Here is a 20,581-nt window from a genome sequence, read left to right as displayed (position 1 = left end):
CCTAACCTATGAGGCCGTCAGCTCAGTTGAACAAGCCGAGATATGTGATGGTTGCAGTGCTCTCCGGCAAGCGCACCAGCGTTTCTACTTGGGTAGAAGTCGAACGACGGTCACCCCAGATGGCATTCGACCCCACCAGAATAAAATGGGTAAATTCTGTTGCCTTGGAGCTGAACAGCGCTCTCTCAGAGGGGCTGCGGATTTGCGCTATGACGTCTTCTGTGGTGCCGATAAGCTCAACGAAGTCTGAATCCATATAGAACCCAAGTTCTTCCGCTAGTCGCCAGGTTGGATTGCGCTCTTCCCATGAAACGTACTCGGCTTCGCTCGCGCTTTCAGGGGGCTCCGGCTCCCACTGTTCACACACGAATTTCTTCGCCTCAGCTTCAGTGGCGAAGTTGGCGCCAAAAAGATGAAAGGGCCAGCAGCCATCACGCATGACACGATCTCAGTTGTTGATGAGTCCTCAGGATCGTACCTGATTAAAGGTGTAGGAGCAGCTTGTCAGGGACAACTGACGGGGACATACGCGCACAATTCCACCTCATTGCTGTGACAAGCTCAAAGCTGCCAGTCCGTCCAAGCTGGATGTACGCCGTCCTTCAAGCGTCCAGGATTAGTGAGCCGACGCGTAGGGTGATACCGCTGTAAATGTCCGGCTAACACCTTGCGTAGTCGAACGGAGGCAAGCTCGGCATCCTTCATCCCAATAACGACTACCGTCTCTGAGAGGACATTTTGGCAATATCAATCTATTACGCTGCTCGGCTGAAAGCTCCGCTCAGCTCGAACGAGATCGCAGCTATTCAGAAGGTTGTTCGACGGTACTGTGTAAACGATCAAATAGAACGATTCCTCTCCCTTGGCGTGGGCCTTAATTGGGAGTCATTTGACTATTCAACAAATCTGGAACCGAGTCGTTTTCTAAAGAAGGGTCTAGTGCTCTCGGGCTCCACTAAGCTCCTTGATAACCAACAAAATGCATCATGGGTTGGCGTACAACATTGGTGTCAGTGCTTATCGGAGATTCGTATCTCGGTGCCTGGTTGCGAATGGAATGTTGCAGTCGAAGATCATGAAATGCAGTGGGATGCAGCGCTCAACTTGTATGACCCCACCCTGTAAAGCGGGGGCTCAAGCACACGTCCTAATCACCGTTGGAAGGTCAGGGGCCGGCGAACATACCTTCCGAGTCTGGTCGATGCGGATATTTGTGTCCGCGTTGACGGTCATTATCGCTGTGTGACGCACCGCCTCATGCTCATCGGCGCTAGTACCAACATCTAGTCGGAGACCTCGTACCTTGGTGAAACACCATGTGCCAACCATTTTCGTAGGTTTTCCAAATGGAGCTACGCAGTGATAAAGATTCGTCGCCATTAGCTTTTTGGTGACGGCATAGGTACGTTGCTAACACGACACCATCTGCAAGCACACGCAGACTGAAATCCACGATTGTTCTTTTAACAAAAATCTGTGATGTGAGTGCAGCGATGACCTCCGCTTTCGTCCAGCTTTTGCCGACAGCTCCAAACTCAACGAAGTCGTCGGAAAGCAGCTGTTTAAGCAGCCCGTCATTCTTTCTCGTTTCTGGCTCTAGCAACAGCCGCTCAAGCGCTAAAATTTCTAGACGGATACCCATTTCCCTCACCTACCAGTGTCGTTTACACGCGTTTCACAGCGGAACAATAGATCGCATAAGCTAGATCTGTAACCATTGATTCGGCAGCAACTGCCTGATGTCCTTCGCCTGTACCAACGAGAATTACCAAAGGGCACCCTCATTAGCTATATTGCGGCATCAGATTGAGAGCTTAAAAAGGAAAAATTTTGGATATGCCTAAGGTCAAGGCTGAACTGGAGGCGGTGCTTCAGGACTTCGGGGCTCGTCCCTATGGTTTTTTTTCCATTCTGGGCGATTCAGACAACCCGAACCTCAATCTGCGCAAGCAGAACACTGGCTGGGAATTCATAAAATCCGAGCGCTGGCACAGCCTTGATCTGTCCAGCTACATACTATGGAGTATTTCTGACAACGGAGATCTGCTTTGGTGGAATGGTGAGCAGACAATCGCGATGAATCCGAGGGACGGTACTTACCTGTCCGAGCCTGTCAGCCCGCTGGGATTCATTCGGCTTGTGGGGCTGAACAAGGTCGGAAGATTGTTCCCGAACTTTTGAATGGTCACATCCTTGCCGAACGCGGTCGCCTGCGAGTAGGCGATTGCTTTGGGTCGAAAACGGCCTTTCTTGGCGGAGAATATCTGTCTGAACGCTTTATGCTACTATTTCCTCTGGCCGCTGGGTGCCGTCCAAGCTTCGGGTATGCATGGAAAACGTCGACGCAAACCGCCTGAAGATTTGGCAGGCACTTTCAGAGTTCTTTCTCGATACTGAGATCACTGACTCGACTTTTGACTATGTCGCTCGTGTAGTCCTAGAAACAGGTTATTCGCCCCGAGAAATTCACAGCATCCTTTGGGCTGAAGTTTTCCCTGTACTTGAGGGAAACCTTAAATCCATTGCAGGTGAATGGGCGGGATGGACAGATGAGTGGCTGTTAGAGCATCTTTCAGTAAGTGAGGTCTCTACGAACAAATTGGGTGACAGCGGCATTATTAAAGAGATCACAAGATGCTGGGGGCAAGTTGCAACCCGGCTTCCGCCTGTATATGCCTGAACTCAACACCATCATATGCCCCGGATGGCTACCGGCTTCTGGGGCGTCACTGACGTGACCATCAAGCGTGGCGCTCATACCTGAGGTATCCATGTGCCTCCGTCCCGGTGTGCAGAAAACCCGCTTTCTGGTACATAAATTTCGCAGGGTTTTCAGGCCGTACACTTAAACGCAATTGAGTGAATCCCTGTGCTGCCGCGTCCAGCGCATACGCCTCCAGAAGCGCCATTCCTACGCCGCTACGTCTATGCTCTGCCACTACGTGAATAGTGCTAAGTTCTGCGTGGTTTTGATACGGGGCCCACAGCGAGTATCCAGCGAAGTCATCGCCCATGAGAGCAATTGTAAGCCGTTCAAAATTTTCCACCCAGCGCGTCAGGTGTCGCTCCAATTGCAACCGCCAGGTAATTTCATGCTCTGGCTCCCAACACCGAATATAGCTTTCCTCTCCTCGGTAGATCGCTGGGATATCAGTCACGCATGCTTGCCTTAGTCGTATTGCCATTCCATTAGCCCCTGGTTGAACGAGACCGCATGATATGGCGCACTTGGCCTTTCGCAAAGCTCGCGAACCACTCCGCTGAGCGACTGCTGCCCATTACAATGAGGCGCGCAGGTTACATCCGCAGTGACGGCTTCGATCTCTGTGCACTGGACACTAGGCATGAACCGAAGGCATGTGCGTCGGCACGTCGAGGCCACAAAACATCGCCCGATAAGGAGGGATCGGCATTGGAATCCTTAATAGATCCTTGATGCGATAGAGATCACCTCGCCCACCTTCAAAGCCGTGTTGGACATAAATCCCCCGAGCGTCATAACTCTCGGCAGCCAGTATAGCCACGGTTCTACTGCAGTAGATGCAGCGAGCGATGGTACTGACCGCCTGATAACCTTAAAACTCGACAAAAGCTTGCACGCCCATCACCACGCTGAGACGTTGTAAGCACGTAACGCGAATTCACAGCAGTCAAACACGTTTCCGACACGCTGGAGCAGCCATGCTAGTAGAATTCGTCAAGCTGATTACCGTCCCCTTTGAGATGTTCTATGAACTCTGATTTAACTGAAGAAGAAATGCGTCGTGCCCTTTTCGGTACGCCTCAGCCCGAAGAGCAGATATCTGCTCCTCTAGTAAATGAGCGTGTGGAAGAAGTTGTGCTCGCGAAACCCGTTGTCGCTCCAACAGCCAAGAAGAAGGTCGCGAAAGCATTCACCCCCAGGCTGAGGGTCACGTTACGTGTCGGAAACGACTTTGAGGGGAAAATGATCGAGTTGATTCACGAGGCCGATACGTTGAGCTCTTTGCTTGCTGAGCAGGAGGCTGTGAAGGCTGCGAGGAAGAAGTACAAGTACGTGGAAGTGGTATCGGTTAAATCGATGTAGTAAAGGGTAGCTGGGCTGATGAGTTATCACGTCGTTCACTTAGGAAGATATTTATCTCTCACGAACAAGCCCCCTCTTCACTCCGCTCTCTATCTGTATCAACTCGACGGCGTTGTCGACGAACAGCCCGTCACTTGTGGGTAAGTCTGGCAAACCAGCATGATTTTGTTTTTGGGCTCAAAGCCATGATCAATCATGCAATGCTGCACTTCTGCAGTGCGCCCGATGCTTGCGACGTCCAGATTCGACCCAAGTGGCTTCGCATAGCCGCACGCATACATCACCGGCAAGGCTTCACTATCATTTGCTACCTGGACTGAGAAATGGAGTGATGCTCCCGCTTTACGCCATGAGACCTGCATACGTTCATCCCGGCCTGAATTTGGTTTTATTGGGTGGAAGGCCTCGTCCTCTACAAACGGCAACGCTTCGAGCTGCGACAAACTGAGCGGACGGCCCTGCCTTTCCTCGACGCAGGCAGGCATGTTCTTCATTATTTCACAGTATTCAAAGCCGTCTTTACGGGTAAAACCGAGACGTTGCATGCACTGAAAGTGAATTATCTCTTCGTTTATTGGGAAACGGTTTAGTGGCCCTGCCACAGGGTCACCACATTCTGCCATTGCGGCTTTAACGCCCTCGACGGAGGTAGAAGCGCGTTTCCATTGGGTGAAAGACGCTGGTGGCGGGCAGCCGGTGAGTAAAAATACCGATGAGATCATGACTGGGATGGTAATGATCTGAGATTTGCTGAACATATTTTGTCCTTAATTTATGTCAGGCCACCCGAATGGTGTCCAACTCTTCGGGGCGAATAATTCCACCATATGACTCCCACGGTACGAGCCGCTACCTGGGCGGTCGCAGGTATGCCGGGTGTAAAAACTGGTGGTTGATCTAAGCGATGTCCGTTCTTGATTAAAGCTGACAAGAACTACCCATGGGCAGGCAGGACAACGCTCCAGTTGCCGTCCATCAACATCTACAGCCAATGGGATGTACGACTCAGGTTGATCATTCATCGACGTCTGACGCCCCTGCGAGCGGCTCGACTAATTCTGGGCCCTGATTACGAACACTACCCACAGCCTTGCTCACCTTATACCAATGAAAATCGGTAGCAGGCCGGCAGTGTTCCATCGCGATTTCCCGCGCGCGTTCAGGGGAAGTATCTGAGGCGATCCATTCGCGGGCGTGCTCAGGAGCCAAAACCAGCGGTTTCCGATCATGGATATCTACCATCCCTTGATCACTGGAGGCGGTGATGATGACGAAGCCGTCGCAAGGATCTGGCTCCAGGCCCTGGTGAACCTCAGCTAAACCAGCTAAGAACATCGGAGCCTGCTCTTTCAGGGTTATGAAGTAAGGCTGCTTCTTCTTTGGATCAGCCGGATCTTTGACCCACTCAAACCACCCGTTTGCCGGTGCAAGGACGCGACCGTTTGGCCAGAGATGACTGAAGAATTTCCCGCTCATGACTGTTTCAACCCTGGCGTTTATCGGATCAGGGCGCTTTCCTTTCGCCCAAAATGGCGACCATCCCCATTTCACCTTATCAATGCTCAGCTTTTCATCTACGGGCCGAATAATTTCCACGCGGGTTGAGGGTGCGACGTTGTATCGCTCCACTGGCCAAAGATCGTAGCCGTTGATCACAAGCTGCTCTGGCGCGAGCTCCTTCAGATAATGATCCATCGATTCGTAGATCGAGTAGCGTCCGCACATGCTGTCACCCGTCGAATAGTGATGCTTATGAGATTGACCGCAAGCGAAGCAAATCGTTAACTGTATATACGTACAGTCTAAAACTTTAAGGCTTGCATCATGAGCATCACCATCCTCGGCCCACTCGCTACTGGCGGTAAGAAGCTGCCCCTTTATTCATCCAAGGTGCCAGCGGGCTTCCCCTCCCCTGCGGCTGATCACATCGAAAAGCACATCTCCCTTGATGAGCTGTTCGATATTCGAGCCCCGCACGTGTACCTGGTGAGAATCGATGGGGATAGCATGCAGGGCGCAGGAATCTATTCAGGGGATCTGGTGGTCGTTGATCGGAGCATCGATGCGGTCAGCGGCGACATAGTCATCGCAGCGCTGAACTCGGAGCCATTCTGCAAGCGCCTGCTTCTGCGTGAGAACGCCGTGATGCTTGTATCGGAGAATCCAAAATATCCGGCAAGGCATGTCATGGAGGGCGATGAGCTGGTGATCTGGGGTGTGGTGAAATACAGCGTGCGCGATCATGACAACACGTGAACCTGTATTTGCCCTGATTGACTGCAACTCGTTCTATGCGAGCTGCGAGCGAGTGTTCAGACCCGACCTAGCCAAGACACCCATCGTGGTGCTGTCCAACAACGACGGCTGTGTGATTGCGCGCAGCTACGACGCCAAACCTTTTGCGAAAATGGGCCAGCCATACTTCCAGATCAAAGACCATCTACGCCGGCATGGAATCGTGGCCTTCAGCAGTAATTACGCGCTCTATGGCGACATGAGTGAGCGCGTCATGACGATCATCGAATCGATGGTGCCAGCGTTAGAGGTTTACAGCATTGATGAGGCGTTCGCCGATCTCACGGGCCTCCCAGGTGATGTGTCTGCTTTTGGACGGCACGTGCGCACCACCCTGCTCAAGCGCACGGGAATTCCAGTCGGGGTGGGTATTGCCCGCACCAAGACCCTAGCGAAGCTCGCAAATCATACCGCCAAGCGCCTGTTAGATATCACCGGTGGTGTGGTCGATCTCTGCGATCCGTTCAAACGCGACTGGACGCTGCGCAACACCGATGTCGGCGAAGTCTGGGGCATTGGCAAGCGCATGAAGGCCCACCTGGAAACGATGGGCATCAAGACCGCAATGGACTTGGCGAAGGCCGACCCGTCGATGCTTCGCCAGAAATTCAGCCTCGTGATCGAAAAGACGGCACGGGAGCTCGCTGGCACCCCATGTCTGGAACTGGGCGAAGCTGACCCACCCAAGCAAGAGATTTGCTGTAGCAGGATGTTCGGCAGCAGGCTGATGCAGATCGAGCCGATCAAGGAGGCCGTCGCCACCTACACGCAACGCGCGGCGGAAAAGCTCAGAGCGCAAAACTCGCTGTGCAAGAAGATCCGCGTGAGTATCAGGACGGGCATGTTCAATCCCGAAGAAGCGAAGTACGCGAACGGCGCACTCGTCGAACTCCCTTACCCGACAAACGACGTTCGACTCATGACCAAGGCTGCGACCGAAGCCGTCAATCGCCTCTTCCAACCGGGCTTTAAATACAGCAAGGCAGAGGTTTTGCTGATGGATTTGCGACAGCCTGGCGAATTCACTGATGACCTGTTTGCGCAGTCCCAGCCCGTGATGGCGGACAAGGTCATGAGCGTCCTGGATGAGATCAATGGCCGGTGGGGAAAGGGAGTCGTCCGGTTGGCTAGCGTGCCTGCGGCGCCTGAATGGGCGATGCGTCGAGACCTAATGAGCCAAAGCTACACGACGAAGGTAGATCAGTTGTGGACGGTCAAGGCTAGGTAGCAGGCTGGCAAAAGCTTACGCTCATATGCACAGCGGGATATCGTGACCGCTGCTTACAGTTATGAGCAGCCGTTGCGGGCAGCCCCAAGAACGGAAACAGTCAGCCGCAAATTGAAAGCATCGCTCGTTGGAGAAGCTAGTCGGAATATCAGCACGGAGAGCTTCTAGCTAAACCCAATGAGATGAAAAGGTCTTGGTGGATCTCGGACTGGCAGTCTTTGCCCCATCATGAGAGGCAGAAAACGCCCGTAGCCCGAGGAATTCAACCTCCGTCGGCGCGATCTGACAGCGTATGCCACGCTTGGCGCCAATCGAAAAAATGCAGATACTGCCAATAAGCCAGCCGAACCTCATGGAGCACTTGATGGCACGGAAGCAAAAAAGCAGCCTTGGCATTTCGACCGTCGTGACCTTGATACTGATATTGGTCGTGGCCATCGCAGCTGCTCCATCTAATCTGCGGTTCACGGTTGCTTTTTTGGTCGGGATCGCTGGCATCATCTGGCTGATCAAGAAGTCTTCCGTAGAGTCACTGAAGCGCCCTACTCGCTTGAAAACGAATATCCTTGCCGACTCAATAGGTCAGACCGCCTCCTTGTCAAATCACGAGCAAAAATCTGAAATCAGCCTTGATGTGATCAGCGGACACTGCTCTGACTCAGATTTCCATACGATCAGGGCTGGCTCGCCTGAGCAGCAATTCACGATCCCCAAGCCTAAAAATCTATCCTCGAAAGCGCGATGGATTGGAAATGACGAAACCATCAATGTCGGTGGTAAGGCTCTGACGGTTCGCATGGTCTATTTTGCTGAGAAAACAGATCGCACATTCAACCATGAGCCCTCGCTGATTGACGGGCAACTGCCCGTGCAAATTACGCACGTGGATCTTACTGAAAAGCTCACCGGCTACTGGCCGAGTTACAGCGGAATTTCTCCTGCAGCACGACGTGGGTACCTGCAATGGCTGTCCGAGGGCCTCTGTGCCCCCAGTGTGGATATAGGGTATGTCTTCATCTTCTTTTACGGCCTCGAGCGTCGGGTAATCGTTGATTCAATTACAGATGAGGCCGCGCGCTCGGAACTGCCGACCATCGCTGATGAGATTGGGCGTCTCAAAAACCTCTACGGGGACAACTCATCGTTTCGAAACTACGCGTCGAATCTGCTCAACCACATACAGCTCATGGATGTGGAACCGCAGATGTACTTGAATGCACCGCCTCGATTTGAGTCGAATGGCTTTGAACTGCCGATTGCGCTACGACTGGCATTAGGCCAAATGGCTCTGGACAAACATCCCTTGAACGCGGCGTGGGCAATGGCATGGGTACATTCAGACCCTAACATCAGCCGCCGCACTGCCGTGAGCAGATGCGCGGATCAGTTTGCTTCACTGTTCGCGGCCCAATATTCCGCCCGCTATCCGAACGGCCTTGTGCTTACCCAAAATAAGACTCTACTAAAGATCGCCTATCGTTCCGCCTCTTCCCGCTTAAGCGCTCCCGAAATTGCGTTGGGTGATATACCGGATGTTTCCGCTACGTCAGCAACGCGCAACAAGCTGCAAGCTATAGTGGATGAATGCACGATAGTGCTCGACCCATACAGCAGATACCTGGGTCGAAACCCTGAGGGAGCCTCAAATCTGGAGGGTATTCTGCAACTGCCGGTTGCCCTATGGCCGGCAGCGGCGAAGGATGTAATCGCTGAATTGCAACTCCAAGTCGGTGATGAGCAGTTGGTCATGACTTTCGGGGATCTGGCAGGGCGCTTTGGATCTTCAGGAGCTTTGCCTCGCGGAACAACCGTAGCCTTGGCAAGAGCCCTCGAATCTTTGAATATCGGCTTTGAGCCAGATGTACTATCCGGTAGCCGTACTCCCAAAAATTCGGACACGATCGTTTTGTTCGCGACGGGTGACGATGATGGAAGCCTGCGGACAACTTCGGACTATCACGCTGCTGTGGTAACACTGGATTTGGCAAGCGCTGTTGCGGCCATAGATGGTGAAAGCTCAAGCGATGAGATGACCCAGCTAGGGCGGCATATCGATTCCTGGAGTCATCTTTGCGTATCTCATCGGAAACGGCTCAAAGCCCACCTGCAAATCCAAACTCTGCAGCCGCCTACTCTGGCGAGTCTAAAGAAAAAGTTAAGCCCTCTGAATGCCGATGCCAAACGCACCATAGCTGGATTCCTCGTTCATCTCGCTCAAGCTGACGGACACGTTTCGCCTCAGGAAGTCAGGCTGCTGGAACGTGTATATAAAACACTTGAGCTGGATCCACAGATGCTTTACGGGGACTTACACGGCGCGGCCATCAACCCTCCTAGGGACTTGTCCTCTACGCCCGCACTTGGTGCCGAATCTAGTCCTAACCAGGCCGGTGGTACGCCAAGCATTAATGACGCTTCCCGAGGCTTCAATTTGGACATGGACAAAATTGCGCAGCTTCAACGCGAAACGGCAGCGGTGTCAGCACTGCTGGCAGAGGTGTTCAATGATGAGTCTCCTGAACCACCTATCGTAAAAGTGAGTATCCGGGATCAGCCAACTGATCATGCGGCTACGGTACATGGGCTCGACACAGAACACTCAGCGTTTCTACGAATGATCGTGTCACGCCGACAATGGAGCCGCCAAGAGCTGGAAGATGTTGCCACAGATATGGAGCTCATGCTCGACGGCGCGCTTGAGCACATCAACGACATGGCGTTTGAGCGGTTCGACATGCCCGTCTCTGAGGGGGATGACCCCATCGAGATCAACCCGGATATCCTGGAAGAGTTAGCCCTATGAGCGCGATACGCCCAAAGGATCGCGATGCGGTCATTCAGTCGTTGCGAGCCGGTGTAGTCCCTCGTGCGGGCCAGCATCTTATCCAGGTGGGTCGAGCGGGTGAGCTCGACGCCCTTCTCAAAGATATAGATCGACTCGCTGACGGCGGCTCCGCCTTCAGGATCGTTGTAGGCGAATATGGGGCTGGGAAAACCTTTTTCCTCAACCTTGTGCGGGGCATTGCGATGGAGCGAAAGCTGGTCACGATGCACGCCGATTTAAACCCAGACCGCCGGCTGCATGCCTCAGGCGGACAAGCACGCTCCCTCTATGCAGAGCTTGCTAAAAACACGTCCACCCGGACGAAACCGGATGGTGGCGCGCTGCAGGGTATCGTTGAAAAATTCATTTCTCAGGCAAAATCGGAAGCGAAAACTCGGGCCGTCGAGAGTGAAGTCGTCATTCAGGAATTCTTGGCCGATCTCACTGAGATGGTGAACGGCTACGACTTTGCTGACGTCATTGCCAAGTATTGCCAAGGGTTTGAACAAGGCAACGAGCAGCTCAAGGCGGACGCCATCCGATGGCTTCGAGGCGAGTTCACTACCAGGACAGATGCACGTGCGGCGCTCGGTGTCCGAACCATCATTGATGACGCATCGGTCTACGATCAGTTGAAGTTGCTGTCGCGGTTTGTACGCCTGGCGGGGTTTAGCGGCCTCATGATTTGCCTGGACGAGCTCGTGAATCTATACAAGCTCGCTAACACTCAAGCACGCAACGCCAACTACGAGCAGATCTTGCGGATTCTGAATGACTCCTTGCAAGGCTCGACCGAGGGCCTTGGTTTTGTCCTAGGCGGTACGCCTGAGTTTCTGATGGACACCCGGCGCGGACTGTACAGCTACCCCGCGTTGCAATCTCGGCTTGCCGAAAACACATTTGCCAAATCTGGATTGATCGACCTGTCGGGGCCGGTCATCCGCTTAAGCAGCCTGACTCCAGAAGACTTCTACGTACTGCTTCAAAAGCTGCGTAACGTTTATGCCTACGGTGACCCGGGCAAATACCTGATGCCTGATGAGGCAATCCCTGCGTTCATGGCGCACTGTAACCAACGGTTGGGTGAAGCCTACTTCCGCACTCCACGCACAACCATCACGGCCTTCATCAATCTGCTCGCAGTGCTGGAGCAGAACCCTGGAGCGGACTGGCGTGCATTGGTAGGCGCCGTTCAGGTTGCCCAGGATGATGGTGGCAAGCATGATTTAAGCATCGAGGCGGACGATGAGCTCACAAGTTTCAAACTCTGAATCCTCGTCTTTCGAGCGCCTGCACCCCGACGTTCAGCAGTGGGTCTGGGCCCAGGGATGGACAGCATTGAGGGACGCTCAGGAATGGGCAATTTCCGCGCTGGTCGATGCTGATCGGGATGTGATTATCGCCGCCTCAACAGCTGCCGGGAAAACTGAGGCCGCATTCCTGCCTATCCTCACTAACCTGATGGAGCACCAAGACCCAGCTGGGGCCGTCCTCTATATCAGCCCACTAAAGGCACTCATCAACGATCAATGGGATAGGCTTGGCCAACTCTGCGAGCAACTGGATCTTCCCGTCGTCGCCTGGCACGGGGATGTGTCTGCCAGCAAAAAACACAAGTTTCTCAAGTCTCCTAAGGGTGTGTTGCTGATCACCCCAGAGTCGCTAGAGGCGCTGTTCGTCAACAGAGGTTCAAGCCTGATGGGGCTGTTCCAGTACCTGCGTTACATCGTCATCGACGAGCTGCATGCCTTCATTGGCAGCGAGCGTGGCAAGCAGCTCCAGTCATTAATGCAGCGAGTCGAGCTTGTAGCCGGAAAAACCCTGCCGAGAGTCGGCTTGTCCGCCACGCTGGGAGACATGTCGCTGGCGAGCGAGTTTCTCAGGCCCGGGCATCCAGAACGGGTGCAGGTGATTGAGTCGAAATCATCTGGCCAGAATCTTCAGGTGCAAGTGCGCGGCTATATGATGCCGCCGATGCAAAAGTTGCGTGCTGTCGAAGTACCAAATCACGACCCTGACCAGAACCCTGACGAAGAAGAGAAAGAAGACGAGTCCGGCTCCAGGCATGCCATCGCCGCACACATGTACAAGGTGCTGCGCGGCAGTAACAACTTGGTTTTCCCAAACAGTCGGCAGGAGGTGGAGTGGTACGCAGACCGCCTGCGTCGCCTGTGTGAAGTCAGCGGTATGCCCAACGAATTCCTGCCTCATCACGGCAGCCTTTCGAAAGACCTTCGAGAAGACACGGAGCGTGCGCTCAAAGCAGGCACACCGCCAGCAACCGCCGTGTGCACCACCACCCTGGAGCTTGGCATAGACATCGGCAACATCAAGACAGTTGTCCAGATAGGTTCGCCTCCATCGGTTGCAAGCCTGCGCCAACGCCTGGGAAGGTCAGGCCGCCGCAACGACGAACCTGCCACGCTCCGAGCCTACTGTCAGGAACGAGAGCTAACTGACCAATCGCTGTTGTCAGACCTGCTACGCCAGAACCTCGTCCAAACCATCGCGATGATCAGGTTGCTGATTGGCAACTGGTTCGAGCCACCTAGGGCTGAGGGTTTACACGCTTCAACTCTGGTGCAACAGATTCTGTCAGTGATTGCACAGCAAGGAGGCGCCAGCGCTGCTCAACTGTGGGGTGGTCTTGTTGGAAGCGGGACATTCAAAAGTATTTCCAAGACTGATTTCTTCTCCCTACTGAAAGGTCTCGGCGAGAAGAAATTGATTGTGCAAGACAGCTCAGGTTTGTTGCTTCCAGGGGAACTCGGGGAACGGCTGATCAACCACTACGAGTTCTACAGTGCTTTCACCAGCGACGAAGAGTTCAGACTGGTACGAGAAGGTAAGCCGCTTGGATCAATACCGGTAAGCCGACCTTTGATGAAGGGCCAGCGGATTATCTTTGGTGGTCGCCGCTGGCGGGTACTGGATGTTGATATCGAAAAAAAGGTGATTGTGGTCACTGCCGCGAAGGGTGGCCAGCCACCCCAGTTCGACGGAATGGGCGCTATGGTGCACGACCAGGTCAGAGGGGAAATGCGCGCGGTGCTAACCGAAACAGCCCCCTGCCCGTTCATTGATAGCAAAGCGCAGGAATTGCTCAGAGAAGCCCGAAAGTCATTCTCATCACTCGGACTGGCAGACAACTTCACCTATGGGTCTGACTCGAAAACTCATCTAGTGACTTGGCGTGGTGACCAAACCAATGACGCTCTGGTACTCATGTTCAATCATGTAGGAATGAGTTGTGAGAGCTCAGGCCTTGCGTTGTCCATCGGAGGGTCACAAAAAAATGTCGCTGACGCCCTCGCTAAGATCGCTGAGCTAGACCCTGACGACATCGAAGCCTTACTAGAAGGAGTCGAGAATCTCATCAGGGAAAAATGGGATTGGACGCTCCCCCGCTCACTACTCATGAAATCCTATGCGTCATCTCAGTTGAATTTCAAAGGAGCGGTGGAGTTTGCAAAGTTCTTCACTACTCGGTGGCTACCCAGTGGAGGCGCCTTTGAAAGCACTACCGTCCATTGACACTGAGTTCACGTAGCCGAGTTCGTGTCCGCGCGTGAATTCAGAATACTGTCGTCAGCAAGGGCGAAACCTGTCGATCAGGCCAATGAGGTTCAGCCGTCTGATCAAAATGCACTCCGCGTCATGGAGCATTGACCGGAGCGTGGCTCATCTACCCGCAAGCGGAGCGCGTAGGCCTTCGGCCGAAGACGTGAGGATGGAAGCCCGGCAGGGCCGAGACGCGTAGTGGCTCGGTTTACAACAGCCGTCCGCGAAAGCGGCACGCCACGCCAGTTATATCAGTCGGATCCTTCGGCTTTATTCAGTACTGCTACCGTCGTGGGTCGAACACAGCGTGCTAACCCACTGCCCTCCGACAAGGCTGCCAGGAGCACCGCACCTCTCACAAGTTTTCAGCAAAAGCCCCGCTGCCAAATCAACTGCTCCACGGCAGTACGCATCACCACCAGCAAAAAGAAATGAAGCTCGCCAAATTTAGATTTGATTTGGGCGACAGTCACCGGCGTGACGTCAGGATGCCGCGTTAGATGCGACTACAAGGTAACGCAAAAAACCAAGAGAAGACCGCCCCAACCTGGATCACAGTAGATCTCATCGACTCTAGGATCCGAGAAAAGCTGCGGATAACGCGCTCTGAACTCTTCAATCTTGATTTCGGGTAGAGCCTTTTCGTTTGGAGGAATATCGCTCATGTCGGACTCAGCAAGGTAGCTATGATAGCGGTTCTGCCGTTTGCAAATAACTGAGCAGACTCTCGCTCCCACCATCTCGGCGGAATGTGACAAGCACATACCTGCTGCCCGCCTCATCTGATAAGACCCAATAACCCCCTTCCTTCTGAGCCATCACCACAACACCGGTTTGGATAACCCGGCCGTCTTCTAACCTTCCGTGAGGGTCGTCCCCTTGATGTCCGAATACGACTCCAACACATGTCCGAGACTTGATGAACGCTTCAGTGAGGTATGCAGTAACCGGTTCAGCGAAGCCTTGGGAAATGGCTCCGGCTATGCACTGGAGATCAAAGTCAGAATGCTGTTTGCTGTGAAAATCTACATCGATGGAGCCGGGCATTAAGTGTCCTTACCAGATGGACTGACCACTGCTATACGCGATCAGAAAAAAGAGAAAATCGTTTTGAGGCTCGCCGTTTGGCGTCGACCGGGGCCGACCAACACATACACGGTGCTCTTCGTCTCAGCCAGGATGCTGCCGTCGAACGATGTGCACATACTCGACCGCACCCAATCACCAGGCTGAAAGCGACCACGGCTATCTTCTATGACTCGATGGGCAAAGACCACCAATGGAAGATGCCCGGCGGTCTGAATCTTGGCCAGATCATCAGCGGATACGTCTGCTTGGAAAAGAGTCCATTGCTCGACCACGCAATAAGCTTTCATGGGAAAGCGCTCGGACACAAGTGCACAAGCCTCGTTCAGGCTCAGCGATACACCGTCTATAAAAGTATGGTCATCATTCAACAACTCGTTACCATCCGCGGTAGCCATTTCCGCTGCTCCTTTGACCAGTCAGTGCACGCCTTGCCCAGCGCTGCGATCGTAAAGGATTCGCATATTGGTCAATGTCGCCACATCCAGGCCGGAACGATACGAGTCGTGGTAAATCGAGCCACCCTCAACCGTCACTACACAGACGGCGTCACCATCTGAATCTTGCCCCAGGGCCAAGCTCTCTACCTTCTCCATCCGCCAAGCGTCGCCACCATTCATGTTGGCTGGGGTGACAATCTGAATCTCTTTGACGAAGACTTCATCGTCTTGTGACTGGAGCACTTGCAGAAGCTTGGGCTCGTCATTCACCATCAACTCAAACTCTTGTGCCCTGCCCTTCACGATCATTTTTACAGTGAGGTGGAACCAGTGCTTCCTGAGCATCCTGGAAACTGCATGCCAGTGCGCAAGGCCCTCCCCGAAAACTCCTGGGACGCCTGCCAAATCATTATCGTCTGTTCTAAACATCGGGTTCTCGTTGAATCCATCGCGACGGCGATGCTTTGAGGTTTGAGGGCAAGGGTCAGTGCGCCACGGCTCAATATCGCGGGATAGCTGGCGCTGAAGCTGGTCGTAATTGGCGAATAATACACTAAATTGACGTTTATTCGCACTGGTCAATTGTGGCTATATCCTGACTTTTGGGCAAGTCATGGAATTGAGAACCGCATTTGCAGGAGTGCTTCGTGCGCTCCGCGTAATACGACGTGCAAAGTACGCCGACGTCTCGGATGCCACCCACCGGCGAAAGGTAAGTGCGCTAGAAAATGCCCAGACGAGCATCACCCTTGAGCAATTTGCAGATCTGGCGGAGTCGCTTGGGATCAGTCCGGTGGCGATGCTTAGCTTGTGCATTGCTCACCAAGAGGGAAAGCAGCCTCTTGAAGTAATGCGTGAAGCTGAGGTCGAGGTATCAGATTTTCACGCTGGTGGAGGAATGGAAGCGCTCAGCGAGCAATTTGATGGGAATGGCTCGCTTATAAAGCGGGGTCGGGGTAAGCCGTTGAATGCTGAGAATGAGAGAGCCGTGCTAGATCTTAAGGCGGTCGGCGCGACTCAGCAGCAGGCAGCAGCACAGTTGGGATTAGCATTGTCGTCTGTACGAGAGTACTGGAAAAAAAACAGGGAATGATCCAGTTTGCACTGGAACCGATCAAATGCGTCTACGCATAAATATGCCTAATTTTTTCTTTGCTACGAGCGACTTTTTTGTAAACGCTCGGTGAACCCAAACCAAGGCACTCACCTGAACCATGAGCCTGTGCTCCCCATTCTATTTCTGAAGTCAGATCTGATTATGCGACTAGACGCGAGAGTCGAGAAAGGTGTGGCCCTGCCAACAGCATCGGCAAATCAGAAACCCGTCGCCGGCCTCGCCTCACTGGTCGAGTTCAATGTGTGCATGGCACCGCCACGCGTCGGACAGGAACACAGTGTCAACACTCCCAGACTAAATTCCTGAGCGAGCCGTCCATTTTCGCAAGGTGGATTACGGGGCTATTCCGATGCAACGAATCAGTGCGCAGCAGGTTTAATGCTCCAACGTCCGAGCCGTCCGCTGTGCCTAAGTCGCGGCCTTGATTCATGATGCCGGCGGTTTGCGCGCGAAAACTCATATTTGATTTGACGTCGTAGATATTGAACGAAGACTTTTTATTGTCGATGAGCAACAGATAAATCAGCCCTGGGTGGTGCAAAATCCATTAGCGTATTCAACCGAGCGGTTGATTCTTTGGAGTAGAAGATTGTTGGAAGTCCGTATGGGACTATAGAGATGACCGAGGTGACTGGCATTTAAATCGTAGAAACTTTTCATGAGGCGATTGACTAAGAGGCCCAATTTAGCGGATGGAAATTTCCGGATGACGCGAAGAGGGCCAAAACTGTCGAAATCCCCCCTGGCAAGTCTTGGTGACGCCAAAACCGACGCCGTGTGCCTATTCAAATCACATTGATCTGCTTGCCACAACCAGAAACCGTAAGGATTCAATGTATTGATCAAGGATGGCTTAGATATATCATCACACCCTTCCTTGAATTGGAGAGAGTAAGTTAGGATCTCCAAGGTAATCAAGTCCACATGTAAGACAACAACAAAGTGATGATACGAAAAGGTACCAGGGCGATGCACTAGACATCCCGGCACCCAAGTGAGTGTACTGATCTTACGCATCGTAACGAATCCGAATCAATTTAGGGATCTCCATCGATCTTAAGTTTAGGTATGACGTTTCATAAAGCTTAAGTTCAGAAAAAAGCAAGCTCAGAACTCCTGATGTCTTGTCGAGTATTAACCATATCGCGTCAGTGCTCCAAGGCGAAAAATAACCTTCATGAAGAGTCTTCCGCGCTTGTTCACTGGTAATCCAGCCCAAAATAATAGCGCTAAAATAAAGAGCGTACAGCCGAGCCAAGGAAGTGCTTCGATAGATTTCCTGGTAGAAATCGCCGTGAACCCCCAGGCCCGCATACGGGTCGCTGCCACCCCAATGATGAAATGCGATTTTGGGATAGCCGTGATGGAGCGCAGGACTCATCATGGCCCTCATTAATGTCACCATGAACATCTGAACATTGAAACTCTGTCCAGATTTGGACGCGAGTCTAGTCAGTTTGTGCAAGCGCTGTTGTGCTTTTAGCGCCAGACTATTCCTCATCCTCCAGACGTCACAGATGGCATCGCAGTTTTCCTTAAACTTAGGGTCATCCCAGTAGGACACAAATGCCTGAATTGTGTAATCGTCATGATTTATAAAAAAAATCGAAGAGTCGTGCAGTGGAATATGATGTAAATCACAGAATGGCTTGGTTAGGTAGCACCACTGAACCTTACTGATCGGAGTGCCTACCTGTTCGAAGGACGCCATAAAGCATTGCGAACAAAACGCCCTTCTGAACTGGGCCGGTATGGTCGGTCGACTGAATTCAGGAAATCGCTTACTTAACCAATCCTGAGAGATATTGAATGTTTTTTTGAATAACTCAACATAAACATTTTCATTCAATAGATCACGATCTTCAAACCGTTCAGCCCAGAGTTCCATTGAGTCGCGATTTTTGATCTCGCCTTCCGGCGAACTGAATCGCACATGGGAGATAATAGGTATTTGAGAGTTCACTCTCCACATCCATGAAGATAGCGTTTCGTCTGCTAGGGGTTCCGGCACTACGGGCTTTGTCGATTTCACTGGTGCTATTCCTTTGTTGGAAGGTAAATATTTGGCGACGCTGTCATTTGCATAGCGTAATTTGGCGAACTCTGTGCTCGAGGTATGTCAGCCGAACGCTTCATATTCAACGGCATGACGAAGGTCTGACACATGATAAAGCGACCCAGAAGTGGTTGGTTTTTTTGTAAAATCAGACATCTTCTCGTTGAAACTGCTGGACGCCTTCAAAAGTTCTGAGCAATAAATGGTTTCACACGCATAAATAATGCGGTCGATAGGCATATCTTGCTCACGTTTGAAGAGTTGAGACATGCAGGGAAATTGAACGCAAGTATCGAATTGCCCATTGCACCAGTCGTAAAATCTTTGAACAACGTCTTTTACATCGGCTGCCGATATTATTCCAGACACTGGAACAACCATGCTTTTGACGCGCCTTACCCGGCAGTAATCACCGAGCAGCCTCTTGTTCCTCGTAGACATAATAATCTTGAATTCACTTGGACACCGTGCAAGCTGTTGGAGCTGGTCAAAGAGAACCTCATGCGTATCGTTTTGGTTAGAAATGATATCCAAATCGTCGAAAATAATAATTTTTCGCGCGGCCCGACGGAATTGCATCAAGCTGTTCGGTACGTATGTGTGGCTCCGGAAATTGCTATATGGAAAAAGAGCGTGAAGTACTTGGCCAATCATGTTTAGCCGTTTTGAATAAAGACGCGGCGTCACAAAAATAACCTGGCTACGGTATTTCGAAGCGAACTCTTCAAGTATTGAGCTGATTCCTACCCCTGCCGCCCCCCGCAACATCAGAAAAATGGCTTCATCGGAATTGGCTACTCTGTCCAAAGCCTCGATAACCTCTCTGCGTTCAGGCCAGAGATACTGGAAGCCGTGGAGGCCTTCCAGTACTGCGCGGGCGATCTGGCGTTTTTTTAAAAGTGACAGATCATGCTTCATCTTATGCAGACTGCTCATCTTCTTCCGGGGGCATCTCTGCGCCACGAAGTGCATAGTTAAAATTCGCCATGATCTCATCGATGTTATCAAGGTGAAGGTGGTTGATGTGTTCGGTACCATCAATGATGCTGGCCATCGCCGATGCCTGCAGAATTTTCACGACGTTGTCGGTGATACCCTGCCCTTTTTTCATGATTTTCAGGAAGAGCACTTGATCTTGGAAGTTGGTTTTTTTCTTCAGTGGCAAATGGTGGATATAGCTGGACACAAAGTTGCGAAACTCTGGGCCATTTTCCCACCCATTGAGGGCCACCACGGGATATCGACGTTCAAGCTGAGGATCCTGCCGAAGTACACGCGCTGCATCTGGAACCCCGAACGCAAACACTGAGAGGCCGTAGGTGGAGCCAGACAAATTCTTCAGAAGCGAAAGATTGATGCGCTGCTGAAGCTCGGTTAATGTTAGTGCATCATGAATTTCATCAATAACGATAGCGCGAATATTTTCAGTCCTGATGATGTATTGAAGTTCAGGAGTAATGTTATGGCCTTGCCGCGCCCTTCGCCCTACCCCCAAACCAAGTTCGCCCAGGATAAGATCCTTTAGTGAGTAGCCATTAGGGCTTTGGTGCATGGTCACGAAGATCATTTTGTTTTCGTTCGTCGCATTCCGGGCCTTCATCTCACCAATCAAGGCAGTTTTGCCTCCTCCTCCAGGAGATGTAACGAGCATACTGGGTGCGTTGATCTTGTTCCGCATCTTCATTGCCATTTCCATCCTTAGTATGATTTTCTGAGCGTTAGGATGGTGCACCCAGAAATCGTTGGAACAGGTGATAAGACGAACATCGTCTGACTCATTGAAGTGAATTTGAGACGCAGGGTGTACGTGCGAGTAATCTGTCATGGGAGTTCACAAAAGTGTGAGCGCATGAATGCCTTCAGGCTGATGTCTAAATAAGAGACAACAAAGACAAGCCCATGCGCTCA

19 protein-coding genes are annotated in these 20,581 nt (G+C 52.2%); 9 read left to right on the top strand and 10 right to left on the bottom strand.

Annotated elements, in window-relative coordinates:
• Positions 1–22 precede the first annotated feature (22 nt).
• Together AB4N92_RS26020 and AB4N92_RS26015 are read right to left on the bottom strand one after the other, a co-directional pair.
• Complete coding sequence (locus AB4N92_RS26020; protein ID WP_060550532.1) at positions 23–439, bottom strand: hypothetical protein; 417 nt, start codon at positions 437–439, stop codon at positions 23–25.
• An 831-nt stretch (positions 440–1,270) separates the two neighbouring features.
• Positions 1,271–1,642 (bottom strand): nuclear transport factor 2 family protein, encoded by a 372-nt coding sequence (locus AB4N92_RS26015; RefSeq protein ID WP_060549421.1) that lies wholly within the window; start codon positions 1,640–1,642, stop codon positions 1,271–1,273.
• 194 nt (positions 1,643–1,836) lie between these two features.
• Here AB4N92_RS26015 and AB4N92_RS26010 point away from each other — a divergent pair, with 194 nt between their 5' ends.
• Complete coding sequence (locus AB4N92_RS26010) at positions 1,837–2,181, top strand: hypothetical protein (protein ID WP_060549422.1); 345 nt, start codon at positions 1,837–1,839, stop codon at positions 2,179–2,181.
• 148 nt (positions 2,182–2,329) lie between these two features.
• Complete coding sequence (locus AB4N92_RS26005) at positions 2,330–2,680, top strand: DUF7079 family protein (RefSeq protein ID WP_073637113.1); 351 nt, start codon at positions 2,330–2,332, stop codon at positions 2,678–2,680.
• A gap of 61 nt (positions 2,681–2,741) precedes the next feature.
• On the opposite strand, the gene AB4N92_RS26000 is transcribed toward AB4N92_RS26005, so the two are convergent.
• The gene (locus tag AB4N92_RS26000) at positions 2,742–3,185 is read right to left on the bottom strand and encodes a GNAT family N-acetyltransferase (protein ID WP_060549423.1); all 444 of its coding nucleotides are present in this window, start codon (positions 3,183–3,185) and stop codon (positions 2,742–2,744) included.
• Between the two features lie 545 nt (positions 3,186–3,730).
• On the opposite strand from AB4N92_RS26000, the gene AB4N92_RS25995 reads away from it, so the two are divergent.
• Positions 3,731–4,066, top strand: coding sequence for a hypothetical protein (locus AB4N92_RS25995; protein WP_060549424.1), 336 nt, complete (start codon positions 3,731–3,733; stop codon positions 4,064–4,066).
• Positions 4,067–4,164: 98 nt separating this feature from the next.
• Here AB4N92_RS25995 and AB4N92_RS25990 read toward each other — a convergent pair whose 3' ends face one another.
• Positions 4,165–4,824, bottom strand: coding sequence for a hypothetical protein (locus tag AB4N92_RS25990; RefSeq protein WP_460128645.1), 660 nt, complete (start codon positions 4,822–4,824; stop codon positions 4,165–4,167).
• A 256-nt stretch (positions 4,825–5,080) separates the two neighbouring features.
• Positions 5,081–5,791 carry an SOS response-associated peptidase family protein gene (locus tag AB4N92_RS25985; RefSeq protein WP_137211955.1) on the bottom strand — a complete coding sequence of 237 codons (711 nt, stop codon included), beginning with the start codon at positions 5,789–5,791 and terminating at the stop codon, positions 5,081–5,083.
• Between the two features lie 99 nt (positions 5,792–5,890).
• Here AB4N92_RS25985 and AB4N92_RS25980 point away from each other — a divergent pair, with 99 nt between their 5' ends.
• From AB4N92_RS25980 to AB4N92_RS25960, 5 genes are all read left to right on the top strand, one after another.
• The gene (locus AB4N92_RS25980; RefSeq protein ID WP_137201163.1) at positions 5,891–6,322 is read left to right on the top strand and encodes a LexA family protein; all 432 of its coding nucleotides are present in this window, start codon (positions 5,891–5,893) and stop codon (positions 6,320–6,322) included.
• Positions 6,309–7,589 (top strand): translesion error-prone DNA polymerase V subunit UmuC, encoded by a 1,281-nt coding sequence (gene umuC / locus AB4N92_RS25975; RefSeq protein WP_137211954.1) that lies wholly within the window; start codon positions 6,309–6,311, stop codon positions 7,587–7,589. The genes AB4N92_RS25980 and umuC overlap by 14 nt, the downstream gene beginning before the upstream one ends.
• Before the next feature lie 364 nt (positions 7,590–7,953).
• On the top strand, positions 7,954–10,392 hold the full coding sequence (locus AB4N92_RS25970; RefSeq protein ID WP_460128640.1) for a tellurite resistance TerB family protein: 2,439 nt from the start codon (positions 7,954–7,956) through the stop codon (positions 10,390–10,392).
• Positions 10,389–11,684, top strand: coding sequence for an ATP-binding protein (locus tag AB4N92_RS25965; RefSeq protein WP_137201156.1), 1,296 nt, complete (start codon positions 10,389–10,391; stop codon positions 11,682–11,684). The genes AB4N92_RS25970 and AB4N92_RS25965 overlap by 4 nt, the downstream gene beginning before the upstream one ends.
• Positions 11,659–13,947 (top strand): DEAD/DEAH box helicase, encoded by a 2,289-nt coding sequence (locus AB4N92_RS25960; protein ID WP_137201154.1) that lies wholly within the window; start codon positions 11,659–11,661, stop codon positions 13,945–13,947. Before AB4N92_RS25965 ends, AB4N92_RS25960 begins: the two co-directional genes overlap by 26 nt.
• Positions 13,948–15,062: 1,115 nt before the next feature.
• Here the strand turns inward: AB4N92_RS25960 and AB4N92_RS25955 are convergent.
• Both AB4N92_RS25955 and AB4N92_RS25950 read right to left on the bottom strand, forming a co-directional pair.
• Positions 15,063–15,458 (bottom strand): DUF6957 family protein, encoded by a 396-nt coding sequence (locus AB4N92_RS25955; RefSeq protein ID WP_137201150.1) that lies wholly within the window; start codon positions 15,456–15,458, stop codon positions 15,063–15,065.
• Between the two features lie 21 nt (positions 15,459–15,479).
• A complete protein-coding gene (locus tag AB4N92_RS25950) occupies positions 15,480–16,082 on the bottom strand; it encodes a hypothetical protein (protein WP_242001061.1) in 603 nt (200 codons plus the stop codon).
• 31 nt (positions 16,083–16,113) lie between these two features.
• Here AB4N92_RS25950 and AB4N92_RS25945 point away from each other — a divergent pair, with 31 nt between their 5' ends.
• Complete coding sequence (locus tag AB4N92_RS25945; protein ID WP_137211952.1) at positions 16,114–16,593, top strand: XRE family transcriptional regulator; 480 nt, start codon at positions 16,114–16,116, stop codon at positions 16,591–16,593.
• A gap of 1,033 nt (positions 16,594–17,626) precedes the next feature.
• Here AB4N92_RS25945 and AB4N92_RS25940 read toward each other — a convergent pair.
• The 3 genes from AB4N92_RS25940 to AB4N92_RS25930 all read right to left on the bottom strand — a co-directional run bounded on the left by AB4N92_RS25940 (position 17,627) and on the right by AB4N92_RS25930 (position 20,369).
• Complete coding sequence (locus AB4N92_RS25940; RefSeq protein ID WP_137211951.1) at positions 17,627–18,649, bottom strand: hypothetical protein; 1,023 nt, start codon at positions 18,647–18,649, stop codon at positions 17,627–17,629.
• Between the two features lie 87 nt (positions 18,650–18,736).
• Positions 18,737–19,609: a hypothetical protein gene (locus AB4N92_RS25935; protein WP_137211950.1), complete on the bottom strand. Its 873-nt coding sequence runs from the start codon at positions 19,607–19,609 to the stop codon at positions 18,737–18,739.
• A complete protein-coding gene (locus AB4N92_RS25930; protein ID WP_241866075.1) occupies positions 19,593–20,369 on the bottom strand; it encodes a TniB family NTP-binding protein in 777 nt (258 codons plus the stop codon). The genes AB4N92_RS25935 and AB4N92_RS25930 overlap by 17 nt, the downstream gene beginning before the upstream one ends.
• Positions 20,370–20,581: the final 212 nt, after the last annotated feature.

This window comes from Pseudomonas sp. S3_A09, assembly GCF_054668065.1.
Note: the sequence above shows the minus strand (reverse complement) of the source record. Positions and strands in the feature narration are given on the sequence as shown.